The following is a 22779-nucleotide window of genomic DNA, read 5'->3' as shown; positions in this document are numbered from 1 at the left end:
ACGGCGGAAAACGGCGTGCATTGTAGCAGATCTTATACAGCCGCTACGTCTTGCCCCCACGGCTATTCATCTCCATGCCCTGACGCATGGCCTCCCAGAACATACGCTGCATGCCCTCGAAACTCTGCATCCCTTCGGGCAGGAAGGGCTTCATCAGCGTCAGCGGATCGTAACCTTCGGCGCCGGCTAACATCTTCTCCCGCACCTTGGCCAGGATCTCGTCCTGCAAGGGGCCCACATCGGGCAAACCGAAAAAGCTCCGCAGCTCCTCCGGCGTGGCATCTACATCGACACGGATTTTCATCCCCTGCACTCCCGTAGCGAAAAGCACACTGGTAGCACGATTGCCCTCGCCCATACAAAAAAAGCCGGGCTGGGCCCGGCTTCTTCATATCGGCGGCGTCAAGCGAAGGCTTACGCTTCGCTCTGCGCCTCGGTGGATTCCGCCGGCGCTTCTTCGGCCTGCGGCCGATCCATCAGCTCCACGAAGGCCATGGGGGCATTATCCCCGGCACGGAAGCCGGCCTTCAGAATCCGCAGATAGCCACCGGGACGCTCCGCGTAGCGCGGGCCCAGTTCCTCGAACAATTTCTTGACCACGTCCTTGTCACGCAGACGCGCGAAGGCCAGACGCCGATTGGCAACGCTGTCCTTCTTGGACAGCGTGATCAGCGGCTCCGCCACACGACGCAGCTCCTTCGCCTTGGGCAAGGTGGTCTGAATGGCTTCGTGGTCGAACAGGGACGCCGCCATGTTGCGGAACATGGCCTTGCGGTGACTGCTGTTGCGATTCAGCTTACGACCGGATTTGCGATGTCGCATTGCTTAATTCCTTCCCTTTGATGAGACGCCGCTCAGCCGGCGGCCTGTTCCAGACTTGCCGGCGGCCAGTTCTCGAGCCGCATGCCCAGGGACAGACCGTGGGAGGCCAGAACCTCCTTGATCTCGTTCAGCGACTTCTTACCCAGATTCGGCGTCTTGAGCAGCTCGACTTCCGTCCGCTGCACCAAATCACCAACGTAGTGAATGCTCTCCGCCTTCAGGCAGTTCGCCGAACGCACCGTCAGCTCCAGATCATCGATGGGCCGCAGCAGCACCGGATCGACTTCAGGCTCCTTGCGCTCCGGCTCACCGATGGCCTCGCCGCCTTCCAGGTCCACGAACACGGACAACTGATCGCGCAGCACAGAGGCGGCGAAGCGAATGGCTTCTTCCGGCTCCAGCACGCCGTTGGTCTCAATATCCATGACCAGCTTGTCCAGGTCGGTGCGCTGCTCGACACGCGCACTCTCCACATCGTAGGCCACGCGCCGCACCGGACTGTAGCTCGCATCCACCTGCAGGCGACCGATGGGGCGGTCTTCCTCAGTGGTGCGGGCGGTGGCCGGCTCGTAACCGCGACCACGCGCGACCTTGATGTTCATGGTCAATCCGCCGGACTTGGTCAGGTGAGCAATCACCAGATCCGGGTTCATGATCTCCACATCGTGCCCCACTTCGATGTCGGCGGCGGTAACCACGCCCGGCCCGCTCTTGGAGAGCTTCAGCATGGCCTCTTCACTGGCATGCAGACGCACGGCCAAGTCCTTCAGGTTGAGAAGGATATCGACCACGTCTTCCTGCACACCCTCGATCGCGGTGTACTCATGGAGCACGCCCTCGATCTCCACTTCCACCACCGCGCAGCCGGGCATGGAAGACAGAAGCACGCGCCGCAGGGCATTACCCAGCGTATGGCCGAAACCACGTTCCAGCGGCTCCAGCGCAATCTTGGCATGACGCTCGTTGATCGCCTGTACGTCGACCACTCGCGGTTTGAGGAAATCCTTGAACTGACCCGTCATGGGCATGTCCCCTCTCGGTGCTTGCAACAATCAGCGCCGCGCCGTTACTTGGAGTACAGCTCGACGATCAGGTGCTCGTTGATGTCGGCGGACAGGTCCGAACGGTCCGGGCGGCGCTTGAGCGAGCCGACCATCTTCTTGGCGTCCACCTCGACCCAGTCCACCAGGCCGTTCTGCTGGTTCAGTTCCAGCGCGGCCTGAATGCGCACCTGGCTACGGGCCTTTTCCTTGACAGCGATCTCATCGCCGGGCTTCACCTGGAAGGAGGCGATGTTCACGGTCCGGCCATTCACCTGGATGGCGCGATGGGCCACCAGCTGACGCGCTTCGGAACGGGTGGAACCAAAACCAAGCCGGTAGACCACGTTGTCCAGCCGGGTCTCCAGCATTCGCAGCAGCTCTTCGCCCGTGGCGCCACGGCGCCGGGCGGCCTCGCCGTAATAGTTGCGGAACTGCCGCTCCAGCACGCCGTACATGCGGCGCACCTTCTGCTTCTCGCGCAGCTGCAGGCCGTAGTCGGAGATACGGGTGCGCCGGGAGCCGTGCTGACCCGGAGGAGTCTCCAGCTTGCACTTGCTGTCCAGCGGGCGTACGCCGCTCTTCAAAAACAGGTCGGTGCCCTCGCGACGCGAGAGTTTGCACTTCGGACCGATATACCTCGCCATGATTCGTCCCCTTGCCTTACACGCGCCGCTTCTTGGGCGGGCGGCAGCCGTTATGCGGAATCGGCGTGACGTCCGCAATATTGGTGATGCGGTAGCCGACGTTGTTCAGCGCGCGCACGGCGGACTCGCGGCCCGGCCCGGGTCCCTTGACCTCGACTTCGAGGTTCTTCAGGCCATAATCCAGCGCCGCGCGACCGGCGCGCTCGGACGCCACCTGGGCGGCGAACGGGGTGCTCTTGCGGGAGCCGCGGAAACCGCTGCCACCGGAACTGGCCCAGGCCAGAGCGTTGCCCTGCCGGTCGGTGATGGTGATGATGGTGTTGTTGAACGAAGCGTGGATATGAGCCACGCCGTCAACTACGGTGCGCTTGGCGCGTTTGCGCCCACGGCTGCTGGTCGGTTTCGCCATTGCGTCTGTCCTACGAAGTCTAAAGAGCTAAACGGGAGGCCGGCTTACTTGCCGGGACCACGCCGAGGACCCTTTCGGGTACGCGCATTGGTACGCGTTTGCTGCCCGCGAACCGGCAGCCCGCGACGATGGCGCAACCCACGATAGCTCCCCATATCGGTGAGCCGTTTGATGTCCATCGCTACCGAGCGACGCAGGTCGCCCTCCACGATGTACTTGCCGATCTCGGTGCGCAGAGCCTCGAGCTCCTGCTCCGTCAGGTCCTTGATCTTGCGATCCGGCGCAACACCCGTCGCCGCGCAGATCACCTGCGCCCGACTGTGACCGACGCCATAAATAGACGTAAGGCCAATTACCGTGTGCTTGTTTACCGGAATGTTGACGCCAGCAATACGGGCCATAAACCCAACTCCAGTCCTCAGCGCGGGAAACCCGCTATGTTAGCCAATGCCGACAGGACGCATCAAGCGTCGCGCCGGACTTAACCCTGCCGCTGCTTGTGGCGCGCGTCAGTGCTGCAAATGACACGCACCGTGCCGCGACGCCGAACAATTTTGCAGTTCCGGCAAATCTTCTTAACAGAGGCACGAACCTTCATGATTACCCTCTACCTAAACATCGGCGCGCCCGAAAAAGGGCGCGCAGTATAGCAAATCCCGAACGCGAATGGCAGAGGCTCCGCAAGGAGCCGCCACCCTTGATCCAAACTCTCAGAAGGGGCGGCCTTGCCCTTTCAGATTGGCCTTCTTCATCAGCGGCTCGTACTGGTGCGAGATCAGATGCGACTGCACCTGGGCCATGAAGTCCATGACCACGACCACGATGATCAGCAAGGAGGTACCCCCAAAGTAGAAGGGCACGTTCCAATACAGAATCAGGAACTCGGGCAGCAGACAGACCGCCGTGATGTAAAGCGCACCGGCAAACGTCAGTCGGGTCATCACCTTGTCGATGTAATTCGCCGTCTGCTGGCCGGGACGAATCCCCGGAATGAACGCACCCGACTTCTTCAGATTATCCGCGGTCTCCTTGGCGTTGAAAACCAGCGCCGTGTAGAAGAAGCAGAAGAAAATGATGAAGGCCGCGTAAAGCGCCACATAAATGGGCTCACCCGGGCGCATGGTGTTGACGATTCCCGTCAGCCAGCCCAGCCCTTCCACATCCGCCATCCAGGTGCCGATAGTGGCCGGGAACAGAATGATGCTGGACGCGAAGATGGGCGGAATGACGCCGGCCATGTTCAACTTGAGCGGCAAATGGCTGCTCTGGGCCGCATACATCCGCCGCCCCTGCTGACGCTTGGCGTAATTGACGGTGATCCGCCGCTGACCACGCTCCACGAAGATGACGAATGCGGTGACCGCGATCGCCAACAGGAACAGCAGCAGCGCCGCGGCAGGACTGAGACTGCCTTCATTGACCAGGGTGAGCGTCCCGCTGAGCGCCGCCGGCAGCCCCGCGACGATGCCCGCGAAAATGATCAGGGAGATGCCGTTTCCGATGCCACGCTCGGTGATCTGCTCACCCAGCCACATCAGGAACATCGTACCGGCCACCAGGCTGATGGTGCCAATGAAGATGAAGCTCGGACCTGTGACCGCAGCCACCCCCTGGCTCTGCAGCGCACTGGTGATACCGATGGCTTGCACGGTGGCAAGACCCAAGGTGCCGTAGCGGGTGTACTGCGTAATCTTGCGCCGGCCGGCCTCGCCTTCCTTCTTCAGCTGCTGCAGTTTCGGCATGGTGGCCGAAAGCAGCTGCATGATGATGGACGCGGAGATGTACGGCATGATGTTCAGCGCAAATACGCTCAACCGCTCCAGGGCTCCACCGGAGAACATGTTGAACATGTCGAGGATGGTGCCGCGTTGCTGCGCGAACATATCGGCGAGCGCCGCCTGGTCGATCCCCGGGATCGTGAGGTGGGTGCCGAAACGAAACACCACCAGCGCCAGTAACACAAAAACCAGACGCTGGCGAACCTCGGTGAGCTTACCCAGCCCGCCGAGGCCACCCATTGCATTGGCCGGTGCGCGTGCCACTTAATCCTCGACCTTTCCGCCGGCCTGTTCGATCGCGGCACGGGCACCCTTGGTGACGCCCAGGCCACGCACGGTGACAGCCTTGCCCAGCTCGCCGGAATCGATGATGCGCGCACGCAGCATGTTCCGGGAAATTACGCGAGCCGCCTTCAGCGCGTGAATATCCACCACATCGCCTTCGACGTACTTCAATTCAGACAGACGCACTTCCGCGGTGGTCAAGGCCTTGAGCGAGCGGAAACCGACTTTCGGCACACGGCGCTGCAAGGGCATCTGACCGCCCTCGAAGCCCACCTTGCGGAAACCACCGGAGCGCGAGTGCTGACCCTTGTGGCCACGGCCACCCGTCTTGCCAAGACCGGAACCGATGCCACGGCCGACACGCTTGCGCGGCTGCTTGCTGCCCTTGGCGGGGGAGAGATCGTTCAGGCGCATGGTTTACGCTTCCTCTACCGACAACAGGTACGAGACCTTGTTGATCATTCCGCGGTTCTCGGGGGTGTCCTGAACCAGCACGCTGTGGTTCATGCGACGCAGTCCCAGACCGGCGACACAGGCACGATGGCGGGCCAGGCGGCCGTTCGCGCTACGCACCAGAGTGACCTTGAGCTGTTTGCTTTTAGCCATGGTTAACCCGTGATCTCTTCAACCGATTTGCCACGCTTGGCAGCCACGTGCTCCGGCGAGGCCATTTCGGTCAGGCCCTTGATGGTGGCGCGCACCACATTAACCGGATTACGGGAACCAATCATCTTGGCTGCGACGTCCTGAACGCCCAACACTTCGAACACAGCCCGCATGGCGCCGCCGGCGATGATGCCGGTGCCCTCGGGCGCAGGCTGCATGAACACCTGCGCGGAGGCGTGTTCGGCGCGTACCGGGTACTGAAGGGTAGTGCCGTTAACCGCCACCGACCTCATGTTCTGACGGGCCCGCTCCATCGCTTTCTGGATCGCGGCGGGCACTTCACGCGCCTTGCCGTAGCCAAAACCGACCCGACCCTCGCCGTCGCCGACAACCGTCAGAGCGGTGAAACCGAATTGGCGCCCGCCCTTGACCACCTTCGCCACGCGGTTCACTGCAACCAGTTTCTCGCGAAGGCCGTCGGCCGTTACCTGTTCATTCGTCGCCATAATCTTGTCCCTGCTTAGAACTGAAGACCGGCTTCGCGAGCGGCCTCAGCCAAGGCCTGCACACGGCCGTGATAGCGAAAACCCGATCGATCGAACGCCACGGCCTCGATACCAGCCGCCTTGGCGCGCTCGGCGATGAGCCGGCCCACTTCGGCCGCGGCATCTCGATTGCCGGTAGCCTTGAGCTTGCCACGAAGCTCCTTCTCCACCGTGGACGCGGACGCCGTGGTGGTGCTGCCGTCCGGGCCGATGAGCTGGGCGTAGATGTGCCGAGGCGTACGATGCACGCACAACCGGTGAGCGCCCAGTTCCCGAATCTTGGCGCGAGCCCTGCCGGCCCGGCGCAAACGCGTAAGCTTCTTGTCCATACCGGTCTACCGCCTATTTCTTCTTGGCTTCCTTCATGACAACCCGCTCGCCGGCATAGCGAACACCCTTGCCCTTATAGGGCTCCGGCGGACGATATGCGCGAATCTGGGCGGCCACTTCGCCAACCTGCTGTTTGTCGATACCCTTCACCACCACTTCGGTCTGACTCGGCGTCTCGACGGTAATACCCTCGGGCACCGCGTAGTTGACCGGGTGTGAGAAACCCAAAGTGAGGTTCAAGGTGTTGCCCTGGGCCTGCGCACGGTACCCGACGCCCCGCAGTTCCAGCTTGCGCTCGAAACCGCTGGAAACACCCGCCACCATATTGGCGACCAGCGCACGGGTGGTGCCGGCCAGCGCCACGGCCGCCTGCTTCTCTTCGCGGGTAGAGACCTGAAGTTCGTCGCCTTCGCGGCCGACCTGCACCCACTCGTGCACGTTCCACTCGAGCTGGCCTTTCGGGCCTTTGACCTTGATGTGCTGACCATCCAAGGCCACTTCGACCCCGGACGGTACCGCAATCGGTGCTTTCGCTACTCTGGACATGACCCTAATCCCGCCTTAGAACACGACGCAGAGAACTTCGCCGCCCAAGCCACGGGCCTGCGCTGTTCTCTCCGTCATTACACCGTTGGAGGTGGAAACGATCGCCGCACCCAGACCGCCGCGCACCTTGGGCAATGCGTTCTTGCCCTTGAACTGGCGCAGCCCCGGTCGACTGACGCGCTGCAGCATCTCGATAACCGGCTGACCCTGGTAATACTTCAGGGTGATGTTCAGCTCCGGCTTGGCGCTTTCGCTCACCTCATAATCGGCGATATAGCCCTCGTCCTTAAGCACCTTGGCGATGGACACCTTCAGCTTGGAGGACGGCATCGCCACATCCGCCTTGCGCGCTGTCTGCGCGTTGCGAATGCGGGTCAGCATATCCGCGATGGGATCGGTCATGCTCATGCTGTCTTACCTACCTGTAACCGTTTAGCGCTGGCTTACCAGCTGCTCATGACCAGGCCGGGAATCTCGCCCCGCATGGCCGCCTCGCGCAGCTTGTTGCGCCCCAGTCCGAACTTGCGATAAACGCCCCGGGGACGGCCGGTCACGCGGCAGCGGTTGCGCTGACGCACCGGGCTGGAATCCCGCGGCAGTTCGGACAGCTTCACCACCGCATCGAAGCGGTCATCATCGCTGCTGTTCGGATCAGCGATGATCGCCTTCAGCGCTTCCCGCTTGGCGGCATACTGCCGAACCATCTTGCTGCGCTTTTTCTCGCGCTCGACCATGGAAATCTTTGCCATATCTGCCTCTTACTTCCGGAAGGGGAAGCCGAAACCCTCGAGCAGGGCCTTGGCTTCGTCATCCGTGCGTGCGGACGTGGTGATCGTGATATCCATCCCGCGGACCGCATCGACCTTGTCGAAGTCAATCTCGGGGAAGATCATCTGCTCGGTGACGCCCAGGCTGTAGTTGCCGCGCCCGTCGAAGGAGCGCGGATTGAACCCGCGGAAGTCACGAATACGCGGCGCCGCGACGCTGATGAAGCGGTCGAGGAACTCGTACATGCGGTCACGACGCAAGGTGACCTTCACGCCGATCGGCCAGCCATCCCGAATCTTGAAGCCGGCAATGGACTTGCGGCTGTAGGTCACGATCGGCTTCTGACCGCTGATCTTGGCGATGTCGTTCTGTGCGGTCTCCAGAACTTTCTTGTCCCGGATCGCCTCGCCAAGCCCAATGTTCAGCGTGATCTTCTGCAGACGCGGGGTCTGCATCACGTTGTCGAAGCCGAAGCGCTCCTGCAGCTGCTTCGCCACTTCGGATTTATACAGCTCTTGCAGCCTTGCCATTGCGGCCACCTTACGCGTCAATCAGTTCGTTGTTCGACTTGAAGAACCGCACCTTGCGGCCATCCTCAAGCGTGCGCACACCAACCCGGTCCGCCTTCTGCGTGCTCGGGTTGTAAATCGCCACATTGGAGATGTGCAGCGGCATTTCCTTCTCGATGATGCCACCGGACACGCCACGCTGCGGATTCGGCTTCTGGTGCTTCTTCACCATGTTGACGTTGGTGACCACCACCTTGTCGGACTCGAACAGCACCCGCGCGACTTCGCCGCGCCGCCCCTTGTCCTTGCCGGTGATGACGATCACTTCATCGCCCTTTTTGATCTTTCGCATGTCGATTCCCCTTACAGGACCTCGGGCGCCAGCGAGATGATGCGCATGAATTTCTCGGTGCGCAGCTCGCGGGTGACCGGCCCGAACACGCGGGTACCGATGGGCTGAAGGTTGTTGTTCAGCAGCACCGCCGCGTTGCTGTCGAAACGAATCAGGGAGCCATCCGGCCGACGCACGCCCTTGCGGGTACGCACCACCACCGCGTTGTAGACCTCGCCCTTCTTGACGCGGCCACGGGGAATGGCGTCCTTGACGCTGACCTTGATGATGTCCCCGATGCGGGCATACCGCCGCTTCGAGCCACCAAGCACCTTGATACACATGACCTGACGCGCGCCGCTGTTGTCGGCCGCATCCAGTTGGGTCTGCATCTGAATCATCGCACGTACCCGCCTACCGTTGTGTTCCTACTGCCGAACGACCTTATTCGGCCGCCCGCTCAACCACTTTGACCAAACGCCAGGACTTGGTCTTCGACAGCGGCCGGCACTGCTCGATGGCCACCAGATCGCCTTCACGACACTCGTTCTGCTCGTCGTGAGCGTGCATCTTGCTCGAACGTCGAATGTATTTGCCGTACAGGGGATGCCGCACCAGGCGCTCAACCAGCACCGTAATGGACTTGTCGCCCTTGTTGCTGACCACGCGGCCCTGAACCGACCGTTGTACCTTCTGCTCTTCGCTCATCACGCGCTACCTGCCGTCGCCTTTTCGTTAAGCACCGTCTTGATGCGGGCGATGTCCCGGCGGACCGCCTTCACCTGATCGGGCCGGGCAAGCTGCCCGGTCGCCTGCTGCATCCGCAGATTGAACTGCTCCTTCAGGCGCTCGCTCAGCTCCTGCCGCAGCGCGGCTTCGTCTTTCTCACGCAACTCTGACGCTTTCATCACAGCACCGTCCGTTGTACGAAGGTCGTCTGCACCGGCAGCTTGGCCGCGGCGCGTCGGAACGCCTCGCGGGCCAGCTCCTCGGAGACGCCTTCAATCTCGTAAAGCACTCGGCCCGGCTGAATCTTGGCCGCCCAGTGATCCACGTTACCCTTACCCTTACCCTGGCGAACCTCCAGCGGCTTGCCGGTAATCGGGGTGTCCGGGAAGATGCGGATCCACACCTTGCCGCCACGTTTGATATGACGGTTGATCGCACGACGACCGGCTTCGATCTGGCGCGCGGTAACCGGACCGCGGGTGGTGGACTTCAGGCCGAACTCGCCGAAGCTGACCTTTTCGCCGCGCTGGGCGAGGCCATGGTTCCGGCCCTTTTGCTGTTTGCGAAACTTGGTACGCTTTGGCTGCAACATGGCTCTGATTCCTACTGCCGGGCCGCGGCGGTGTCGCCCTTGCCCTTGCCTTTAGTCTCGGCCGCCTGCTGGGCATCGGCCTGGATCACTTCGCCCTTGAACACCCACACCTTGACACCGATGATGCCGTAGGTGGTCTTGGCTTCGGCGAAGCCGTAATCGATGTCGGCACGCAAGGTATGCAGGGGCACCCGGCCCTCGCGGTACCATTCGCTGCGCGCGATCTCAGCACCGTTCAAGCGGCCGCCGACATTGATCTTGATACCCTTGGCGCCGATGCGCATGGCATTGCCGACCGCACGCTTCATGGCGCGGCGGAACATGATCCGGCGCTCCAGCTGCTGTGCGACATTCTCGGCCACCAGCTGGGCATCCAGTTCCGGCTTGCGAACTTCCTCGATGTTGATGTGCACCGGCACACCCATCAGCTCGACCACCTGGCGGCGCAGCTTCTCGATGTCTTCGCCCTTCTTGCCGATCACGATGCCCGGACGGGCAGTGTGAATGGTCACCAGGGCGTTCTTGGCCGGCCGCTCGATGCGGATGCGGCTCACCGACGCGTGCGCCAGCTTCTTCTTGATGAAATTACGGACCTTCAGGTCGGTGTTCAGGTAGTCACCGAAATCCTTGCTGTCGGCGTACCACATGGAACGCCAGTCTTCCGTAATGCCCAGGCGGAAGCCGGTGGGATGTACTTTATGACCCATTCCGATGCCTCTTTACTTTTCCGCGACCGCCACAGTGATGTGGCTGGTACGCTTGAGGATGCGGTTCGCGCGGCCCTTGGCCCGCGGCCGAATGCGCTTCATGACCGGGCCTTCGTCGACCATCACGCGCACCACGCGCAGCTCGTCGATGTCCGCGCCTTCGTTGTGCTCGGCATTGGCAATAGCCGAATCGAGCACCTTCTTCATGATGTGCGCGGCTTTCTTGGGGCTGAACTCCAGCACCTGCAAAGCCTTGTCCACCGCCAAGCCGCGGATCTGGTCCGCGACCAGACGCGCCTTCTGCGGCGAGATATGCGAAAACTTAAGCTTGGCCGCCGTTTCCATGACTCACCTCTAGCGCTTGGACTTCTTGTCCGCGGCGTGGCCGCGATACGTCCGGGTGGCAGCAAATTCGCCCAGCTTGTGGCCGACCATGTTCTCGTTGACAAGAACCGGCACGTGCTGGCGGCCGTTATGCACGGCAATGGTCAGACCGACCATGTCCGGCACGATCATCGAGCGACGCGACCAGGTCTTGATCGGACGCTTGCTGTTGCTCTCCACGGCCTGCTGCACTTTAGCCAGCAGATGCCCGTCGACGAACGGTCCCTTCTTAACTGAACGTGGCACTGTTCACCCAACCTCTGTATCCGATCAACGTTTCCGCCGGCGCACAATCAGGCCTGCGGTGCGTTTGTTTGTGCGGGTCTTGTGGCCCTTGGTCGGCACACCCCAGGGGGTGACCGGATGACGCCCGCCGGAGGTGCGACCTTCGCCACCACCGTGCGGATGATCGACCGGGTTCATGGCCACGCCACGCACCGTGGGGCGCACACCCCGCCAACGGGTCGCACCGGCCTTGCCCAGGGAGCGCAAGGAATGCTCGGGATTACCGACCTGACCCACGGTGGCCTTGCAGTCGGCCAACACCCGACGGGTCTCGCCGGAGCGTAGCCGAAGCGTGGCGTAAGCACCTTCGCGAGCCACGAGCTGCACCGCAGCACCGGCCGAGCGCGCCAACTGGGCGCCTTTGCCGGGCTTCATCTCGATGCAGTGCACCTGAGTACCCAGCGGGATATTCCGCAGCGGCAGCGCATTACCGGGCTTGATGGCAACGTCGCTACCGGACTGGACCGGATCACCGGCCTTAACCCCGCGAGGCGCGATAATATACCTTCTCTCGCCGTCCGCATAAAGTACCAATGCGATATTCGCACTGCGATTCGGATCATATTCGATCCGCTCTACGCGACCAGGCACGCCGTCCTTGTTCCGCTTGAAGTCAATCACGCGGTAACGGCGCTTGTGACCACCGCCACGATGGCGAGTGGTGATGCGGCCGGCATTGTTGCGCCCGCCACTCTTGTTCAGCTTCTCCACCAGCGGGCCGTAAGGCTCGCCACGGTGCAAGGACGCATCCTTGACCTGAACGACGAAGCGGCGGCCGGGGGAGGTCGGTTTGGTCTTGACCAGTGCCATCGTATTGCCCTTGTCTACTTACTCGCCGCCAATGAAGTCCAGTTCCTGGCCTTCTTCCAGCGCGACGTACGCCTTCTTCCAGTCGGAGCGGCGACCGCGCACGCGACCGAAGCCCTTCTGCTTGCCCTTCATGTTCGCCACGCGAACATCCTTGACCTTGACCTCGAACAACTGTTCGACGGCGGCCTTAACCTCGGCTTTGGTGGCGGCCTTGGCGACCTTGAAGACCACCTGACCCGCACCTTCCGCAATCAGGGTGCTTTTCTCGGACACGTGGGGCCCGTTGAGCACCTTGTAGATACGTTCCTGATTCATGCCAGCCACTCCTCGATCTGGCGCACGGCATCCACCGTGATCACCACGTTCTCGAAACCGACCAGGCTCACCGGATCGACGCTGTCAGCGTCGGCCACATCCACGGTATGGAGGTTGCGCGCCGCCAGGAACAGGTTCTCGCTGATCTCCGGCGTGACGATCAGGCAATCCTTGGTACCCAGGGCGTCCAGCCGCTCGGCCAGCGCCTTGGTCTTGGGCACGTCCAGATCGAAGGACTCCACCACCAGCAGACGACCTTCACGGGCAAGCTCGGAGAAGATCGCTGCCATGCCGGCGCGGTACATCTTCTTGTTGACCTTCTGGTCGTAGCTACGCGGCTTCGCGGCGAAGGTGATACCACCCTTGCGCCAGATCGGACTGCGCGTGGTGCCGGCGCGGGCACGACCGGTGCCCTTCTGCCGCCAGGGCTTGGCCCCGCCACCACGGCGCTCGGAGCGCGTCTTCTGGGCCTTGGTGCCGCTGCGACCGCCCGCCATGTAGGCCACCACGATCTGATGCACCAGGCTTTCGTTGAACTCGCGCCCAAAGGCGGATTCCGCCACCTCGATCTTGCCACCCTTCCCGGCGGCTTCGTGAAGCTGCAACTCCATCAGGAAGCCCTCTTCGTCTTGGTCGCAGGACGCACGATCACGTCGCCACCGACACTGCCCGGCACCGCGCCGCGGACCAACAGCAGATTGCGCTCCGCATCGACGCTGACGACCTGCAGGTTCGCCTCCGTGGTGCGCGCATTCCCCATTTGGCCAGCCATCTTCTTACCCTTGAAGACGCGGCCTGGGCTCTGGTTCTGACCAATGGAACCCGGAGCACGATGGGCCAGGGAGTTACCGTGGCTGGCGTCCTGGGTGCGGAAGTTGTGGCGCTTGACCACACCCGCGAAGCCCTTGCCCTTGCTGGTGCCGACGACATCGACGGCTTGGCCGACTTCGAAGGTGTCGGCTTTGATCTCGCCGCCAACTTCCAGCTCCAACGTGTCGCCGTCTTCCAGACGAAACTCCCACACACCGCGGCCGGCGGCCACGCCCGCCTTGGCGAAATGACCTGCCTGCGGCTTGCTCACACGGGACGCACGACGCTCACCCACCGTCACCTGCACCGCGCGGTAGCCGTCGACCTCAGGGGTCTTCAACTGCGTGATGCGGTTGGGGGTGACTTCGATGACGGTCACCGGGACGGACTGACCTTCCTCGGTGAAAACCCGCGTCATGCCGCACTTACGACCGACGATTCCGATACCCATCGTTACCCTCTCTAGAGACAAATGGGACTACCCCTCGAAGGGAGGGGAGTCCCGCTGTAGCGCGTAACGCCCTAGTACAGCTTGATCTGTACGTCGACGCCGGCGGACAGGTCGAGCTTCATCAGCGCATCGACCGTCTTGTCCGTCGGATCAACAATGTCCATCAGGCGCTTGTGCGTCCGAATTTCGTACTGGTCACGGGCATCCTTGTTCACGTGCGGTGAAATCAGGATGGTGTAACGCTCTTTCTTGATCGGCAGCGGGATCGGGCCCTTCACTTGGGCACCGGTGCGCTTGGCCGTCTCGACGATTTCGCGGGCAGACTGATCGATCAAGCGATGATCGAATGCCTTCAAGCGAATACGAATTCTCTGGTTCGCCATGACTACACTTACTCGATGATCTTGGAGACCACGCCGGCGCCGACGGTGCGGCCACCTTCGCGGATGGCGAAGCGCAGACCGTCTTCCATCGCGATCGGCGCGATCAGGGAAACAGTCATCTTCACGTTGTCGCCCGGCATCACCATCTCCACACCTTCCGGCAGGTCACAGGAACCCGTCACGTCGGTGGTGCGGAAATAGAACTGCGGACGATAGCCGTTGAAGAACGGGGTGTGACGACCGCCCTCTTCCTTCGACAGCACGTACACTTCGCACTCGAACTTGGTGTGCGGGTTGATGGAGCCGGGCTTGCACAGCACCTGGCCACGCTCGACGTCATCACGCTTGGTGCCGCGCAGCAGCACACCCACGTTGTCGCCGGCCTGACCCTGATCCAGCAGCTTGCGGAACATCTCCACACCGGTGCAGGTGGTCTTCACGGTGTCCTTGATGCCGACAATCTCGACTTCCTCGCCCACCTTGACGATGCCGCGCTCCACGCGACCGGTCACCACGGTGCCGCGGCCGGAAATGGAGAACACGTCCTCGATGGGCATCAGGAACGGCAGATCCACCGGACGCTCGGGCGTCGGGATATACTCGTCCATCGCCGCGACCAGACGCACGATCGACGGCGCGCCGATCTCGCTGCTGTCACCCTCCAGGGCCTTCAGCGCGGAGCCGGTGATCACCGGAGTGTCGTCACCCGGGAAATCGTAGGCGGACAGCAGCTCGCGCACTTCCATCTCCACGAGCTCCAGCAGCTCCTCGTCATCCACCATGTCCGCCTTGTTCAGGTAGACCACGATGAACGGCACACCCACCTGACGGGCCAGCAGGATGTGCTCGCGGGTCTGGGGCATCGGGCCGTCGGCCGCGGAGCAGACCAGGATCGCGCCGTCCATCTGGGCGGCACCGGTGATCATGTTCTTGACGTAGTCAGCATGACCCGGGCAATCCACATGCGCGTAATGGCGCTGGTCGGACTCGTACTCCACGTGCGAGGTGGAGATCGTGATACCACGGGAACGCTCCTCGGGGGCGTTGTCGATCTGGTCGAACGCACGGGCGTCACCACCATAGGTCTCCGCCAGCACCTTCGTCAGCGCCGCGGTCAGAGTGGTCTTGCCATGGTCAACGTGACCGATCGTTCCCACGTTTACGTGCGGCTTACTACGCTCAAACTTCGACTTGGACACGGCTCACCTCGCTTGAATCTGAATGCTTTCGCTGTCTATGGGACGCCGAAATCAGGACGCCTTCTTGATCACTTCGTCGGCGACGCTGCTCGGGGCCTCGGCGTACTTCGCGAACTCCATGCTGTAGGCCGCACGGCCCTGGGTCGCACTACGCAGATCGGTCGCGTAACCGAACATTTCCTTCATGGGCACTTCGGCGCGGATCACCTTGCCGGTGGGCACGTCATCCATGCCCTGGACCATGCCGCGGCGACGGTTAAGGTCGCCCATCACATCACCCATGTATTCTTCCGGGGTGACCACCTCGACCTTCGCGATGGGCTCGAGAAGCACCGGACTGGCCTTCGCGAAGCCTTCCTTGAAGGCCATGGAGCCGGCGATCTTGAACGCCATTTCCGAGGAGTCCACGTCGTGGTAGGAACCGTCGTACAGGGTGATCTTCAGATCCACCACCGGGAACCCGGCCAGCACGCCGTTGTCCATCTGCTCCTGGATGCCCTTGTCCACGGAAGGAATGTATTCCTTCGGAATCACGCCGCCGGTGATCGCATTGACGAACTCGTACCCGGCGCCAGGCTCCTGCGGCTCCAGCTTGATGTAAACGTGACCGAACTGACCGCGACCACCGGACTGGCGGACGAACTTGCCTTCCTGCTCCACCGCCTTGCGAATCGTCTCGCGGTAGGCCACCTGGGGCTGACCCACGTTCGCCTCAACCTTGAACTCGCGCTTGAGGCGATCGACGATGATCTCGAGATGCAACTCGCCCATGCCGGAGATAATGGTCTGGCCGGACTCTTCGTCGGTACGCACCTGGAACGACGGGTCCTCCTGGGCAAGCTTGCCCAGCGCAACACCCATCTTCTCCTGATCAGCCTTGGTCTTCGGCTCCACGGCCACGGAGATCACCGGCTCGGGGAAATCCATCCGCTCGAGGATGATCTTGTTGTCCGGGTCGCACAGGGTGTCACCGGTGGTGACATCCTTCAGGCCGACGGCCGCGGCGATATCGCCGGCACGCACTTCCTTGATCTCTTCACGGTTATTGGAGTGCATCTGAACGATACGCCCGAACCGCTCCTTCTTGCTCTTCACCGAGTTGAACACGCTGTCGCCGCTGTTGACGACACCGGAGTAGACCCGGAAGAAGGTCAGCGTGCCGACAAAGGGGTCGGTCGCAATCTTGAAGGCCAGCGCCGAGAAGGGCTGATCATCGCTGGGCTTGCGCTCGGCCGGGGTCTCCTTGCCGTCATCCAGCACACCCTGGATGGCGGGCACATCAACCGGGCTGGGCATGAACTCGACGACTGCGTCGAGCATCGCCTGCACGCCCTTGTTCTTGAACGCGGTACCGCACATAGCGGGGACGATCTCGTTGCGCAGACACTGCGCACGCAGACCCGCCTTGATCTCGTCGTTGCTCAGGTCGCCGTCTTCGAGGTACTTCTCCATCAGCTCCTCGGAGCCTTCGGCAGCCGCCTCGACCAGGGCTTCGCGGTACTCCGCCGCCTCATCCGCGAGCTCGGCAGGAATATCCTTTTCCTCGTAGGTCACGCCCGCGTCGTTGGGGTTCCAGTAGATCGCCTTCATGCGAATGAGATCGACCACACCCTCGAAGCCTTCCTCGGCACCGATAGGCAACTGGATCGGCAGAACCGGCGCAGCCAGCCGCGTCTTGATCTGCTCGACCACGCGCAGGAAGTTGGCGCCGGCACGATCCATCTTGTTGACGAACGCCATGCGCGGCACGCCGTACTTGTTGGCCTGGCGCCAGACGGTCTCGGACTGCGGCTCCACACCACCCACGGCACAGAACACGGCCACCGCCCCATCCAGCACACGCAGGGATCGCTCCACCTCGATGGTGAAATCCACGTGACCCGGCGTATCAATGATATTGATGCGGTGCTGCGGGTACTGCTGATCCATGCCCTGCCAGAAACAGGTCGTGGCCGCGGAGGTAATGGTAATACCCCGCTCCTGCTCCTGCTCCATCCAGTCCATGGTGGCGGCACCTTCATGGGTCTCGCCAATCTTGTGGGAGATGCCGGTGTAGAACAGGATTCGCTCGGTGGTGGTCGTCTTGCCGGCATCGATGTGCGCCATGATGCCGATGTTGCGATACCGCTCGATAGGATGCTTGCGTGCCACGGTCAAAAACCTTGCTGTTACCAGCGATAGTGGGAGAAGGCCTTGTTGGCCTCCGCCATGCGGTGGGTGTCTTCACGTTTCTTGATGGCCGCGCCGCGATTCTCGGCCGCATCCATCAACTCACCGGACAGCCGCCCGGCCATGTTCTTCTCGCCACGCTTGCGGGAAGCGTCCAGCACCCAGCGCATGGCCAGGGTGGTACGCCGCTCCGGGCGAACCTCGACCGGCACCTGATAGGTGGCGCCACCGACCCGGCGAGACTTGACCTCCACCAGGGGGCGCACATTTTCCAGCGCGGTCTCGAGCACTTCCAGCGGATTCTCGGCCTTGCCCTTCTCTGCGATGCGAGCCAGCGCACCGTAGACGATCCGCTCGGCGACGGACTTCTTGCCGTCTTCCATCACCATGTTCATGAACTTGGTGAGCATCTCGCTTCCGAACTTCGGATCCGGGAGCACCTTACGCTTGGGGACTTCTCTTCTACGCGGCATTGCTTTCTACCTGATACCTGTGCGGTGAAACGCGGCGACCCGGCCTTCAGCCCTTGGGCCGCTTGGCGCCGTACTTGGAACGCGCCTGGCGCCGCTTGTCGACACCGGCGGTGTCCAGCGCGCCACGCACGGTGTGATAACGCACACCCGGCAAGTCCTTTACGCGACCGCCGCGAATCAGCACCACGGAGTGCTCCTGAAGGTTATGCCCTTCACCACCGATGTAGGAGCTCACCTCGTAACCGTTGGTCAAGCGCACGCGCGCCACCTTGCGAAGCGCCGAGTTCGGCTTCTTCGGGGTCGTGGTGTAGACACGGGTGCACACGCCGCGCTTCTGGGGGCAAGCCTCCAGCGCCGGGACATTACTTTTCTCCGGCTTGCTCTTGCGGCCCTTGCGTACCAACTGGTTGATCGTTGCCATCGGGACGGTCACTCCAACTCTGAAAACAAACGACAGGCCGGGGTCCGGCCTGTCGAAGGTGCGCAATTGTAGGTGTAGCCCTGGGGGCTGTCAACCGCGCGACCGGGCTGCGTTTTACCCAATCGCGCGGGCGGGACTCACTCGTCGCCGCCGGAGGGAGCCGCGGAGGCTCCAGGGTTGCCAAGACCGCCATCAGCCTCCGCTTCGGCCGCCAACTCGGCAAGAGAGCGCTCCTGCAGCGGCTGACGGCGCCGACGGCGATCCTCATGGTAGGCGTAGCCCGTACCTGCCGGTATCAGACGACCCACAATCACGTTCTCCTTAAGGCCACGCAGGTCATCGCGCAAGCCCTTGGTTGCGGCTTCCGTCAGTACCCGGGTGGTCTCCTGGAAGGAAGCGGCGGAGATGAACGACTCCGTCGCCAAAGAGGCCTTGGTGATACCCAACAGCACCGGATCGTACTGGGCGGGCTCCAGATCCTTCTTGGCGGCGGCGGCATTGGCCTCGAGGACCTTGGCCCGCTCCAGCTGCTCGCCCTTGAGGAAGCGGGTCTGACCCGGGTCCTTGATCTCGGCCTTGCGCATCATCTGGCGAATGATCACCTCGATGTGCTTGTCGTTGATCTTCACACCCTGCAGCCGGTAGACGTCCTGGATCTCCTTGACCACGTAGGAGGCAAGCGCGGTGACACCGAGCAGGCGCAGGATGTCGTGGGGGTTGGGCTCGCCATCGCAGATGACCTCACCCTTCTCCACGTGCTCGCCCTCGAACACGGTAACGTTGCGCCACTTGGGAATCAGCTCCTCGTAGACATCACCTTCATTGGGGGTGATCACCAGACGCTGCTTGCCCTTGGTCTCCTTGCCGAAACCCACGGTGCCGGAGATCTCGGCAAGGATCGCCGGCTCCTTCGGCTTGCGCGCCTCGAACAGGTCGGCCACACGGGGCAGACCACCGGTGATGTCGCGAGTCTTGGAGGATTCCTGCGGAATACGGGCGATGACGTCACCCACGTCCACGTCCTGGCCGTCGGTGCCGGCGACAATGGCGCCCGCGGGCAGGAAGTATTGAGCCGGGATGCTCGTGCCGGCGATGTTGAGGTCGTTACCGTCCTCATCCACCAGCTTGACCATGGGCCGCAGATCCTTGTAGGCCACCCGCTCTTCCGTGGTCTTGCCCTTGTCATCCACGACGGTGCGGCGGACTTCGCCCGCGCCGCGGCTCTTCGGGTCCATCACCACCAGACTGGACAAGCCGGTGACCTCATCAGTCCGACGCTCCACCGAACCGCTGTCCACGAAGTCGTAGAACTTCAGGCGGCCCTTCACCTCGGTGATGATCGGGTGGGTATGCGGGTCCCAGGTCGCCAGGATCTGGCCGGCCTGCACCCCTTCCCCGTCAGCCACCGTGATGGTGGCGCCGTAGGGCACCTTGTAACGCTCGCGCTCACGCCCGTGATCATCCATCACGGTGAGCTCCCCGGAACGGGACACCGCCACCAAATTGCCGGAATGGTGCTTCACCACCTTCAGGTTGTGCAGGCGCGCGGTACCCGCGGACTTGATCTGCACATTGTTGATGGACGCCGCACGGCTAGCCGCACCACCGATGTGGAAGGTACGCATGGTCAGCTGGGTGCCCGGCTCACCGATGGACTGGGCGGCGATTACGCCCACCGACTCACCGATGTTGACCTGATGCCCGCGAGCCAGATCACGGCCGTAGCAGGCGGAGCACACACCGTAGTGGGATTCGCAGGTAATGGGGCTGCGCACCCACACCTCGTCGACGCCTTCGGCTTCCAGCTTGTCCACCCAGGCCTCATCCAGCAGCGTGCCCGGCAGGGCGACCGCTTCCTTGCCACCGGGACGAAGCACGTCCCGAGCCACAACGCGGCCCAGCACTCGCTCACGCAGACCCTCGACCACATCGCCGCCTTCGATGATCGGAGTCATCAGCAGGCCTTCGCGAGTGCCGCAATCCGGCTCGGTGACGGTCAGATCCTGGGCCACGTCCACCAGACGGCGGGTGAGGTAACCGGAGTTGGCGGTCTTCAACGCCGTATCCGCCAGACCCTTTCGGGCACCGTGGGTGGAAATGAAGTACTGCAGTACGTTCAGACCCTCACGGAAGTTGGCGGTGATGGGGGTCTCGATGATGGAGCCGTCGGGCTTGGCCATCAGTCCACGCATGCCGGCGAGCTGGCGGATCTGTGCCGCGCTGCCTCGCGCGCCGGAGTCCGCCATCATGAAGATCGAGTTATAGGACTTCTGCTCCTCTTCCTCGCCCTTCAGGTTCAGGGCCTTCTCCTTGCCCAGCTTCTCCATCATGGCGGTGGCCACCTGGTCGTTGGTGCGCGACCAGATATCCACCACCTTGTTGTAGCGCTCGCCGTTGGTAACCAGACCGGAAGCGTACTGCTCCTCGATGTCCTTCACCTCATCCTCGGCGGCAGCCAGTATCGTGGCCTTGTCCTCGGGGACGACCATGTCTTCCACGCCGATGGACACGGCGGCCCGGGTGGACATGCGAAAGCCCATGTACATCAGCTGGTCGGCGAAGATCACGGTGGCCTTCAGCCCCACACGCCGATAACAGGCATTGATCAGCCCGGAGATGGTCTTCTTGGTCATGTCCCGGTTGGCCAGGTCAAAGGACAGGCCTTCGGGGATGATGTCGTAGAGCAGCGCCCGGCCGACGGTGGTCTGCACGCGGCGCAGGTTCTCGCTGGCCTTGCCGTCCTCATCGACCAGCACTTCCCGGATGCGCACCTGAACCCGCGCGCCCAGCTCGACCTTGCGCGCCTCATAGGCGCGATGCACTTCCTTGGTGTCCGCGAAAGCCATGCCTTCGCCGCGGGCGCCCACCTTCTCGCGGGTCATGTAATAGAGACCCAGCACCACGTCCTGGGAGGGGACAATGATGGGCTCGCCGTTGGCGGGCGAGAGGATGTTGTTGGTGGACATCATCAGCGCCCGCGCTTCCAACTGGGCTTCCAGCGAAAGCGGCACGTGCACAGCCATCTGGTCGCCGTCGAAATCGGCGTTGAAGGCGGTACAGACCAGCGGGTGCAGCTGTATGGCCTTGCCCTCGATGAGCACCGGCTCGAAGGCCTGGATACCCAGTCGATGCAGGGTGGGCGCGCGGTTGAGCATCACGGGATGCTCACGGATCACCTCTTCGAGGATATCCCAGACCTCGCCCTCTTCACGCTCGACCATCTTCTTGGCAGCCTTGATGGTGGTCGCCAGACCACGGCGCTGCAGCTTGCTGAAGATGAAGGGCTTGAACAGTTCCAGCGCCATGCGCTTGGGCAGACCGCACTGATGCAGACGCAGGGTGGGCCCGACCACGATCACGGAGCGCCCGGAGTAGTCGACGCGCTTGCCCAGCAGGTTCTGGCGGAAGCGTCCCTGCTTGCCCTTGATCATGTCGGCCAGGGATTTCAGCGGGCGCTTGTTGGTGCCGGTGATGGCACGGCCACGGCGGCCGTTGTCCAGCAGCGCGTCCACCGCTTCCTGGAGCATGCGCTTCTCGTTGCGCACGATGATATCGGGCGCGGCGAGCTCGAGCAGGCGCTTGAGGCGATTGTTGCGGTTGATGACCCGGCGGTACAGATCGTTCAGATCGGAGGTGGCGAAACGACCACCGTCCAGCGGCACCAGCGGACGCAGATCCGGCGGCAGCACGGGGAGGACCGTCATGATCATCCACTCGGGCTTGTTGCCGGACTCCATGAACGCCTCGACCAGCTTCAGGCGCTTGGTGAGGCGCTTGATCTTGGTTTCGGAGTTGGTGGCGTCCATGTCTTCACGCATCTGGCGCGCTTCGGCTTCCAGATCGATGCTCTTGAGCAGCTCGAACACCGCCTCGGCACCCATGCGGGCGTCGAATTCGTCGCCGTACTGCTCAACCGCGTCGAGATAACCCTCGTCGGTCAGCAACTGGCCGCGCTCCATGGGGGTCATGCCCGGCTCGATCACCACGAAGGCTTCGAAGTACAGGATGCGCTCGATGTCACGCAGGGTCATGTCCATGAGCAGACCGATGCGGCTCGGCAGGCTCTTCAGGAACCAGATGTGCGCCGTGGGGCTGGCCAGATCGATATGGCCCATACGCTCGCGGCGCACCTTGGCCAGAGTCACTTCCACGCCGCACTTCTCGCACACCACGCCGCGGTGCTTGAGGCGCTTGTACTTACCGCACAGGCACTCATAGTCCTTCACCGGACCGAAGATCTTGGCGCAGAACAGGCCGTCGCGCTCCGGTTTGAAGGTGCGGTAGTTGATGGTCTCCGGCTTCTTCACTTCGCCGTAGGACCACGAACGGATCATGTCCGGCGAAGCCAGGCCGATCCGGATGGCGTCAAAGTCTTCCAGCTGGCCGCCCGGCTGTTTGAACAGATTGAGTAGATCTCTCATGTCCGCTGCCCGTT

34 protein-coding genes are annotated in these 22779 nt (G+C 62.5%); all 34 read right to left on the bottom strand.

All coding sequences use genetic code 11. The annotated features are described in order from the left end of the window. Nucleotides 1-43 precede the first annotated feature (43 nt). Nucleotides 44-304: a DUF6489 family protein gene (locus GBG68_RS11370; RefSeq protein ID WP_152147394.1), complete on the bottom strand. Its 261-nt coding sequence runs from the start codon at nt 302-304 to the stop codon at nt 44-46. A gap of 110 nt (nt 305-414) precedes the next feature. Then, nucleotides 415-822, bottom strand: coding sequence for a 50S ribosomal protein L17 (gene rplQ / locus GBG68_RS11365; RefSeq protein ID WP_152147392.1), 408 nt, complete (start codon nt 820-822; stop codon nt 415-417). Between the two features lie 32 nt (nt 823-854). Continuing rightward, nucleotides 855-1844, bottom strand: coding sequence for a DNA-directed RNA polymerase subunit alpha (locus GBG68_RS11360; protein ID WP_152147417.1), 990 nt, complete (start codon nt 1842-1844; stop codon nt 855-857). Between the two features lie 44 nt (nt 1845-1888). Then, entirely contained in the window at nt 1889-2509 is a 621-nt protein-coding gene (gene rpsD, locus GBG68_RS11355) for a 30S ribosomal protein S4 (RefSeq protein ID WP_152147390.1), read from the bottom strand. 16 nt (nt 2510-2525) lie between these two features. Beyond that, nucleotides 2526-2918: a 30S ribosomal protein S11 gene (rpsK, locus tag GBG68_RS11350; protein ID WP_152147388.1), complete on the bottom strand. Its 393-nt coding sequence runs from the start codon at nt 2916-2918 to the stop codon at nt 2526-2528. A 44-nt stretch (nt 2919-2962) separates the two neighbouring features. Beyond that, nucleotides 2963-3319 (bottom strand): 30S ribosomal protein S13, encoded by a 357-nt coding sequence (gene rpsM, locus GBG68_RS11345; protein ID WP_152147386.1) that lies wholly within the window; start codon nt 3317-3319, stop codon nt 2963-2965. A gap of 80 nt (nt 3320-3399) precedes the next feature. After that, a complete protein-coding gene (gene rpmJ, locus GBG68_RS11340; RefSeq protein WP_152147384.1) occupies nt 3400-3516 on the bottom strand; it encodes a 50S ribosomal protein L36 in 117 nt (38 codons plus the stop codon). Nucleotides 3517-3628: 112 nt separating this feature from the next. Then, a complete protein-coding gene (gene secY / locus GBG68_RS11335; protein WP_226801776.1) occupies nt 3629-4960 on the bottom strand; it encodes a preprotein translocase subunit SecY in 1332 nt (443 codons plus the stop codon). Further along, the gene (gene rplO, locus GBG68_RS11330) at nt 4961-5395 is read right to left on the bottom strand and encodes a 50S ribosomal protein L15 (RefSeq protein WP_152147382.1); all 435 of its coding nucleotides are present in this window, start codon (nt 5393-5395) and stop codon (nt 4961-4963) included. A gap of 3 nt (nt 5396-5398) precedes the next feature. Continuing rightward, nucleotides 5399-5587: a 50S ribosomal protein L30 gene (rpmD, locus tag GBG68_RS11325; protein ID WP_152147380.1), complete on the bottom strand. Its 189-nt coding sequence runs from the start codon at nt 5585-5587 to the stop codon at nt 5399-5401. 2 nt (nt 5588-5589) lie between these two features. Next, nucleotides 5590-6093, bottom strand: coding sequence for a 30S ribosomal protein S5 (gene rpsE, locus GBG68_RS11320; protein ID WP_152147378.1), 504 nt, complete (start codon nt 6091-6093; stop codon nt 5590-5592). Between the two features lie 14 nt (nt 6094-6107). Next, nucleotides 6108-6461: a 50S ribosomal protein L18 gene (gene rplR / locus GBG68_RS11315; RefSeq protein ID WP_152147376.1), complete on the bottom strand. Its 354-nt coding sequence runs from the start codon at nt 6459-6461 to the stop codon at nt 6108-6110. Between the two features lie 13 nt (nt 6462-6474). Next, nucleotides 6475-7008, bottom strand: coding sequence for a 50S ribosomal protein L6 (rplF, locus tag GBG68_RS11310; RefSeq protein ID WP_152147374.1), 534 nt, complete (start codon nt 7006-7008; stop codon nt 6475-6477). Between the two features lie 15 nt (nt 7009-7023). Then, nucleotides 7024-7416 carry a 30S ribosomal protein S8 gene (gene rpsH, locus GBG68_RS11305; RefSeq protein WP_152147372.1) on the bottom strand — a complete coding sequence of 131 codons (393 nt, stop codon included), beginning with the start codon at nt 7414-7416 and terminating at the stop codon, nt 7024-7026. A gap of 35 nt (nt 7417-7451) precedes the next feature. Next, the gene (gene rpsN, locus GBG68_RS11300) at nt 7452-7757 is read right to left on the bottom strand and encodes a 30S ribosomal protein S14 (protein WP_152147370.1); all 306 of its coding nucleotides are present in this window, start codon (nt 7755-7757) and stop codon (nt 7452-7454) included. A 9-nt stretch (nt 7758-7766) separates the two neighbouring features. After that, entirely contained in the window at nt 7767-8306 is a 540-nt protein-coding gene (rplE, locus tag GBG68_RS11295; protein WP_152147368.1) for a 50S ribosomal protein L5, read from the bottom strand. Between the two features lie 10 nt (nt 8307-8316). Then, entirely contained in the window at nt 8317-8637 is a 321-nt protein-coding gene (gene rplX, locus GBG68_RS11290) for a 50S ribosomal protein L24 (protein ID WP_152147366.1), read from the bottom strand. Nucleotides 8638-8648: 11 nt separating this feature from the next. Then, the gene (rplN, locus tag GBG68_RS11285; protein WP_152147364.1) at nt 8649-9017 is read right to left on the bottom strand and encodes a 50S ribosomal protein L14; all 369 of its coding nucleotides are present in this window, start codon (nt 9015-9017) and stop codon (nt 8649-8651) included. Nucleotides 9018-9060: 43 nt separating this feature from the next. Beyond that, the gene (gene rpsQ / locus GBG68_RS11280; protein ID WP_152147362.1) at nt 9061-9324 is read right to left on the bottom strand and encodes a 30S ribosomal protein S17; all 264 of its coding nucleotides are present in this window, start codon (nt 9322-9324) and stop codon (nt 9061-9063) included. Beyond that, nucleotides 9324-9524, bottom strand: a complete 201-nt coding sequence (gene rpmC, locus GBG68_RS11275) for a 50S ribosomal protein L29 (protein WP_152147360.1) — start codon at nt 9522-9524, stop codon at nt 9324-9326. Before rpmC ends, rpsQ begins: the two co-directional genes overlap by 1 nt. Further along, nucleotides 9524-9937, bottom strand: coding sequence for a 50S ribosomal protein L16 (gene rplP / locus GBG68_RS11270; RefSeq protein WP_152147358.1), 414 nt, complete (start codon nt 9935-9937; stop codon nt 9524-9526). Before rplP ends, rpmC begins: the two co-directional genes overlap by 1 nt. 11 nt (nt 9938-9948) lie before the next feature. Next, nucleotides 9949-10644, bottom strand: coding sequence for a 30S ribosomal protein S3 (rpsC, locus tag GBG68_RS11265; RefSeq protein ID WP_152147356.1), 696 nt, complete (start codon nt 10642-10644; stop codon nt 9949-9951). A gap of 12 nt (nt 10645-10656) precedes the next feature. Further along, nucleotides 10657-10989, bottom strand: a complete 333-nt coding sequence (rplV, locus tag GBG68_RS11260; protein WP_152147353.1) for a 50S ribosomal protein L22 — start codon at nt 10987-10989, stop codon at nt 10657-10659. A 9-nt stretch (nt 10990-10998) separates the two neighbouring features. Beyond that, complete coding sequence (gene rpsS / locus GBG68_RS11255; protein WP_152147351.1) at nt 10999-11274, bottom strand: 30S ribosomal protein S19; 276 nt, start codon at nt 11272-11274, stop codon at nt 10999-11001. Nucleotides 11275-11298: 24 nt separating this feature from the next. Further along, entirely contained in the window at nt 11299-12123 is an 825-nt protein-coding gene (gene rplB, locus GBG68_RS11250; RefSeq protein WP_152147349.1) for a 50S ribosomal protein L2, read from the bottom strand. Between the two features lie 18 nt (nt 12124-12141). Beyond that, entirely contained in the window at nt 12142-12438 is a 297-nt protein-coding gene (rplW, locus tag GBG68_RS11245) for a 50S ribosomal protein L23 (protein WP_152147347.1), read from the bottom strand. Continuing rightward, nucleotides 12435-13049, bottom strand: coding sequence for a 50S ribosomal protein L4 (rplD, locus tag GBG68_RS11240; protein WP_152147345.1), 615 nt, complete (start codon nt 13047-13049; stop codon nt 12435-12437). The genes rplW and rplD overlap by 4 nt, the downstream gene beginning before the upstream one ends. Next, nucleotides 13049-13699, bottom strand: a complete 651-nt coding sequence (rplC, locus tag GBG68_RS11235; protein ID WP_152147343.1) for a 50S ribosomal protein L3 — start codon at nt 13697-13699, stop codon at nt 13049-13051. Before rplC ends, rplD begins: the two co-directional genes overlap by 1 nt. A 71-nt stretch (nt 13700-13770) precedes the next feature. Next, complete coding sequence (gene rpsJ, locus GBG68_RS11230) at nt 13771-14082, bottom strand: 30S ribosomal protein S10 (RefSeq protein WP_152147341.1); 312 nt, start codon at nt 14080-14082, stop codon at nt 13771-13773. 8 nt (nt 14083-14090) lie between these two features. Continuing rightward, nucleotides 14091-15281, bottom strand: coding sequence for an elongation factor Tu (tuf, locus tag GBG68_RS11225; protein WP_152147315.1), 1191 nt, complete (start codon nt 15279-15281; stop codon nt 14091-14093). 51 nt (nt 15282-15332) lie between these two features. Then, nucleotides 15333-17432: an elongation factor G gene (gene fusA, locus GBG68_RS11220; RefSeq protein ID WP_152147339.1), complete on the bottom strand. Its 2100-nt coding sequence runs from the start codon at nt 17430-17432 to the stop codon at nt 15333-15335. Between the two features lie 17 nt (nt 17433-17449). After that, nucleotides 17450-17923: a 30S ribosomal protein S7 gene (gene rpsG / locus GBG68_RS11215; RefSeq protein WP_152147337.1), complete on the bottom strand. Its 474-nt coding sequence runs from the start codon at nt 17921-17923 to the stop codon at nt 17450-17452. A gap of 46 nt (nt 17924-17969) precedes the next feature. After that, nucleotides 17970-18344, bottom strand: coding sequence for a 30S ribosomal protein S12 (gene rpsL / locus GBG68_RS11210; RefSeq protein ID WP_152147335.1), 375 nt, complete (start codon nt 18342-18344; stop codon nt 17970-17972). Between the two features lie 137 nt (nt 18345-18481). Beyond that, nucleotides 18482-22765 carry a DNA-directed RNA polymerase subunit beta' gene (gene rpoC / locus GBG68_RS11205; RefSeq protein ID WP_152147332.1) on the bottom strand — a complete coding sequence of 1428 codons (4284 nt, stop codon included), beginning with the start codon at nt 22763-22765 and terminating at the stop codon, nt 18482-18484. Between the last annotated feature and the right edge of the window lie 14 nt (nt 22766-22779).

The organism is Alkalilimnicola sp. S0819, from assembly GCF_009295635.1.
GTDB lineage: Bacteria > Pseudomonadota > Gammaproteobacteria > Nitrococcales > WHIW01 > S0819.
Note: the sequence above shows the minus strand (reverse complement) of the source record. Positions and strands in the feature narration are given on the sequence as shown.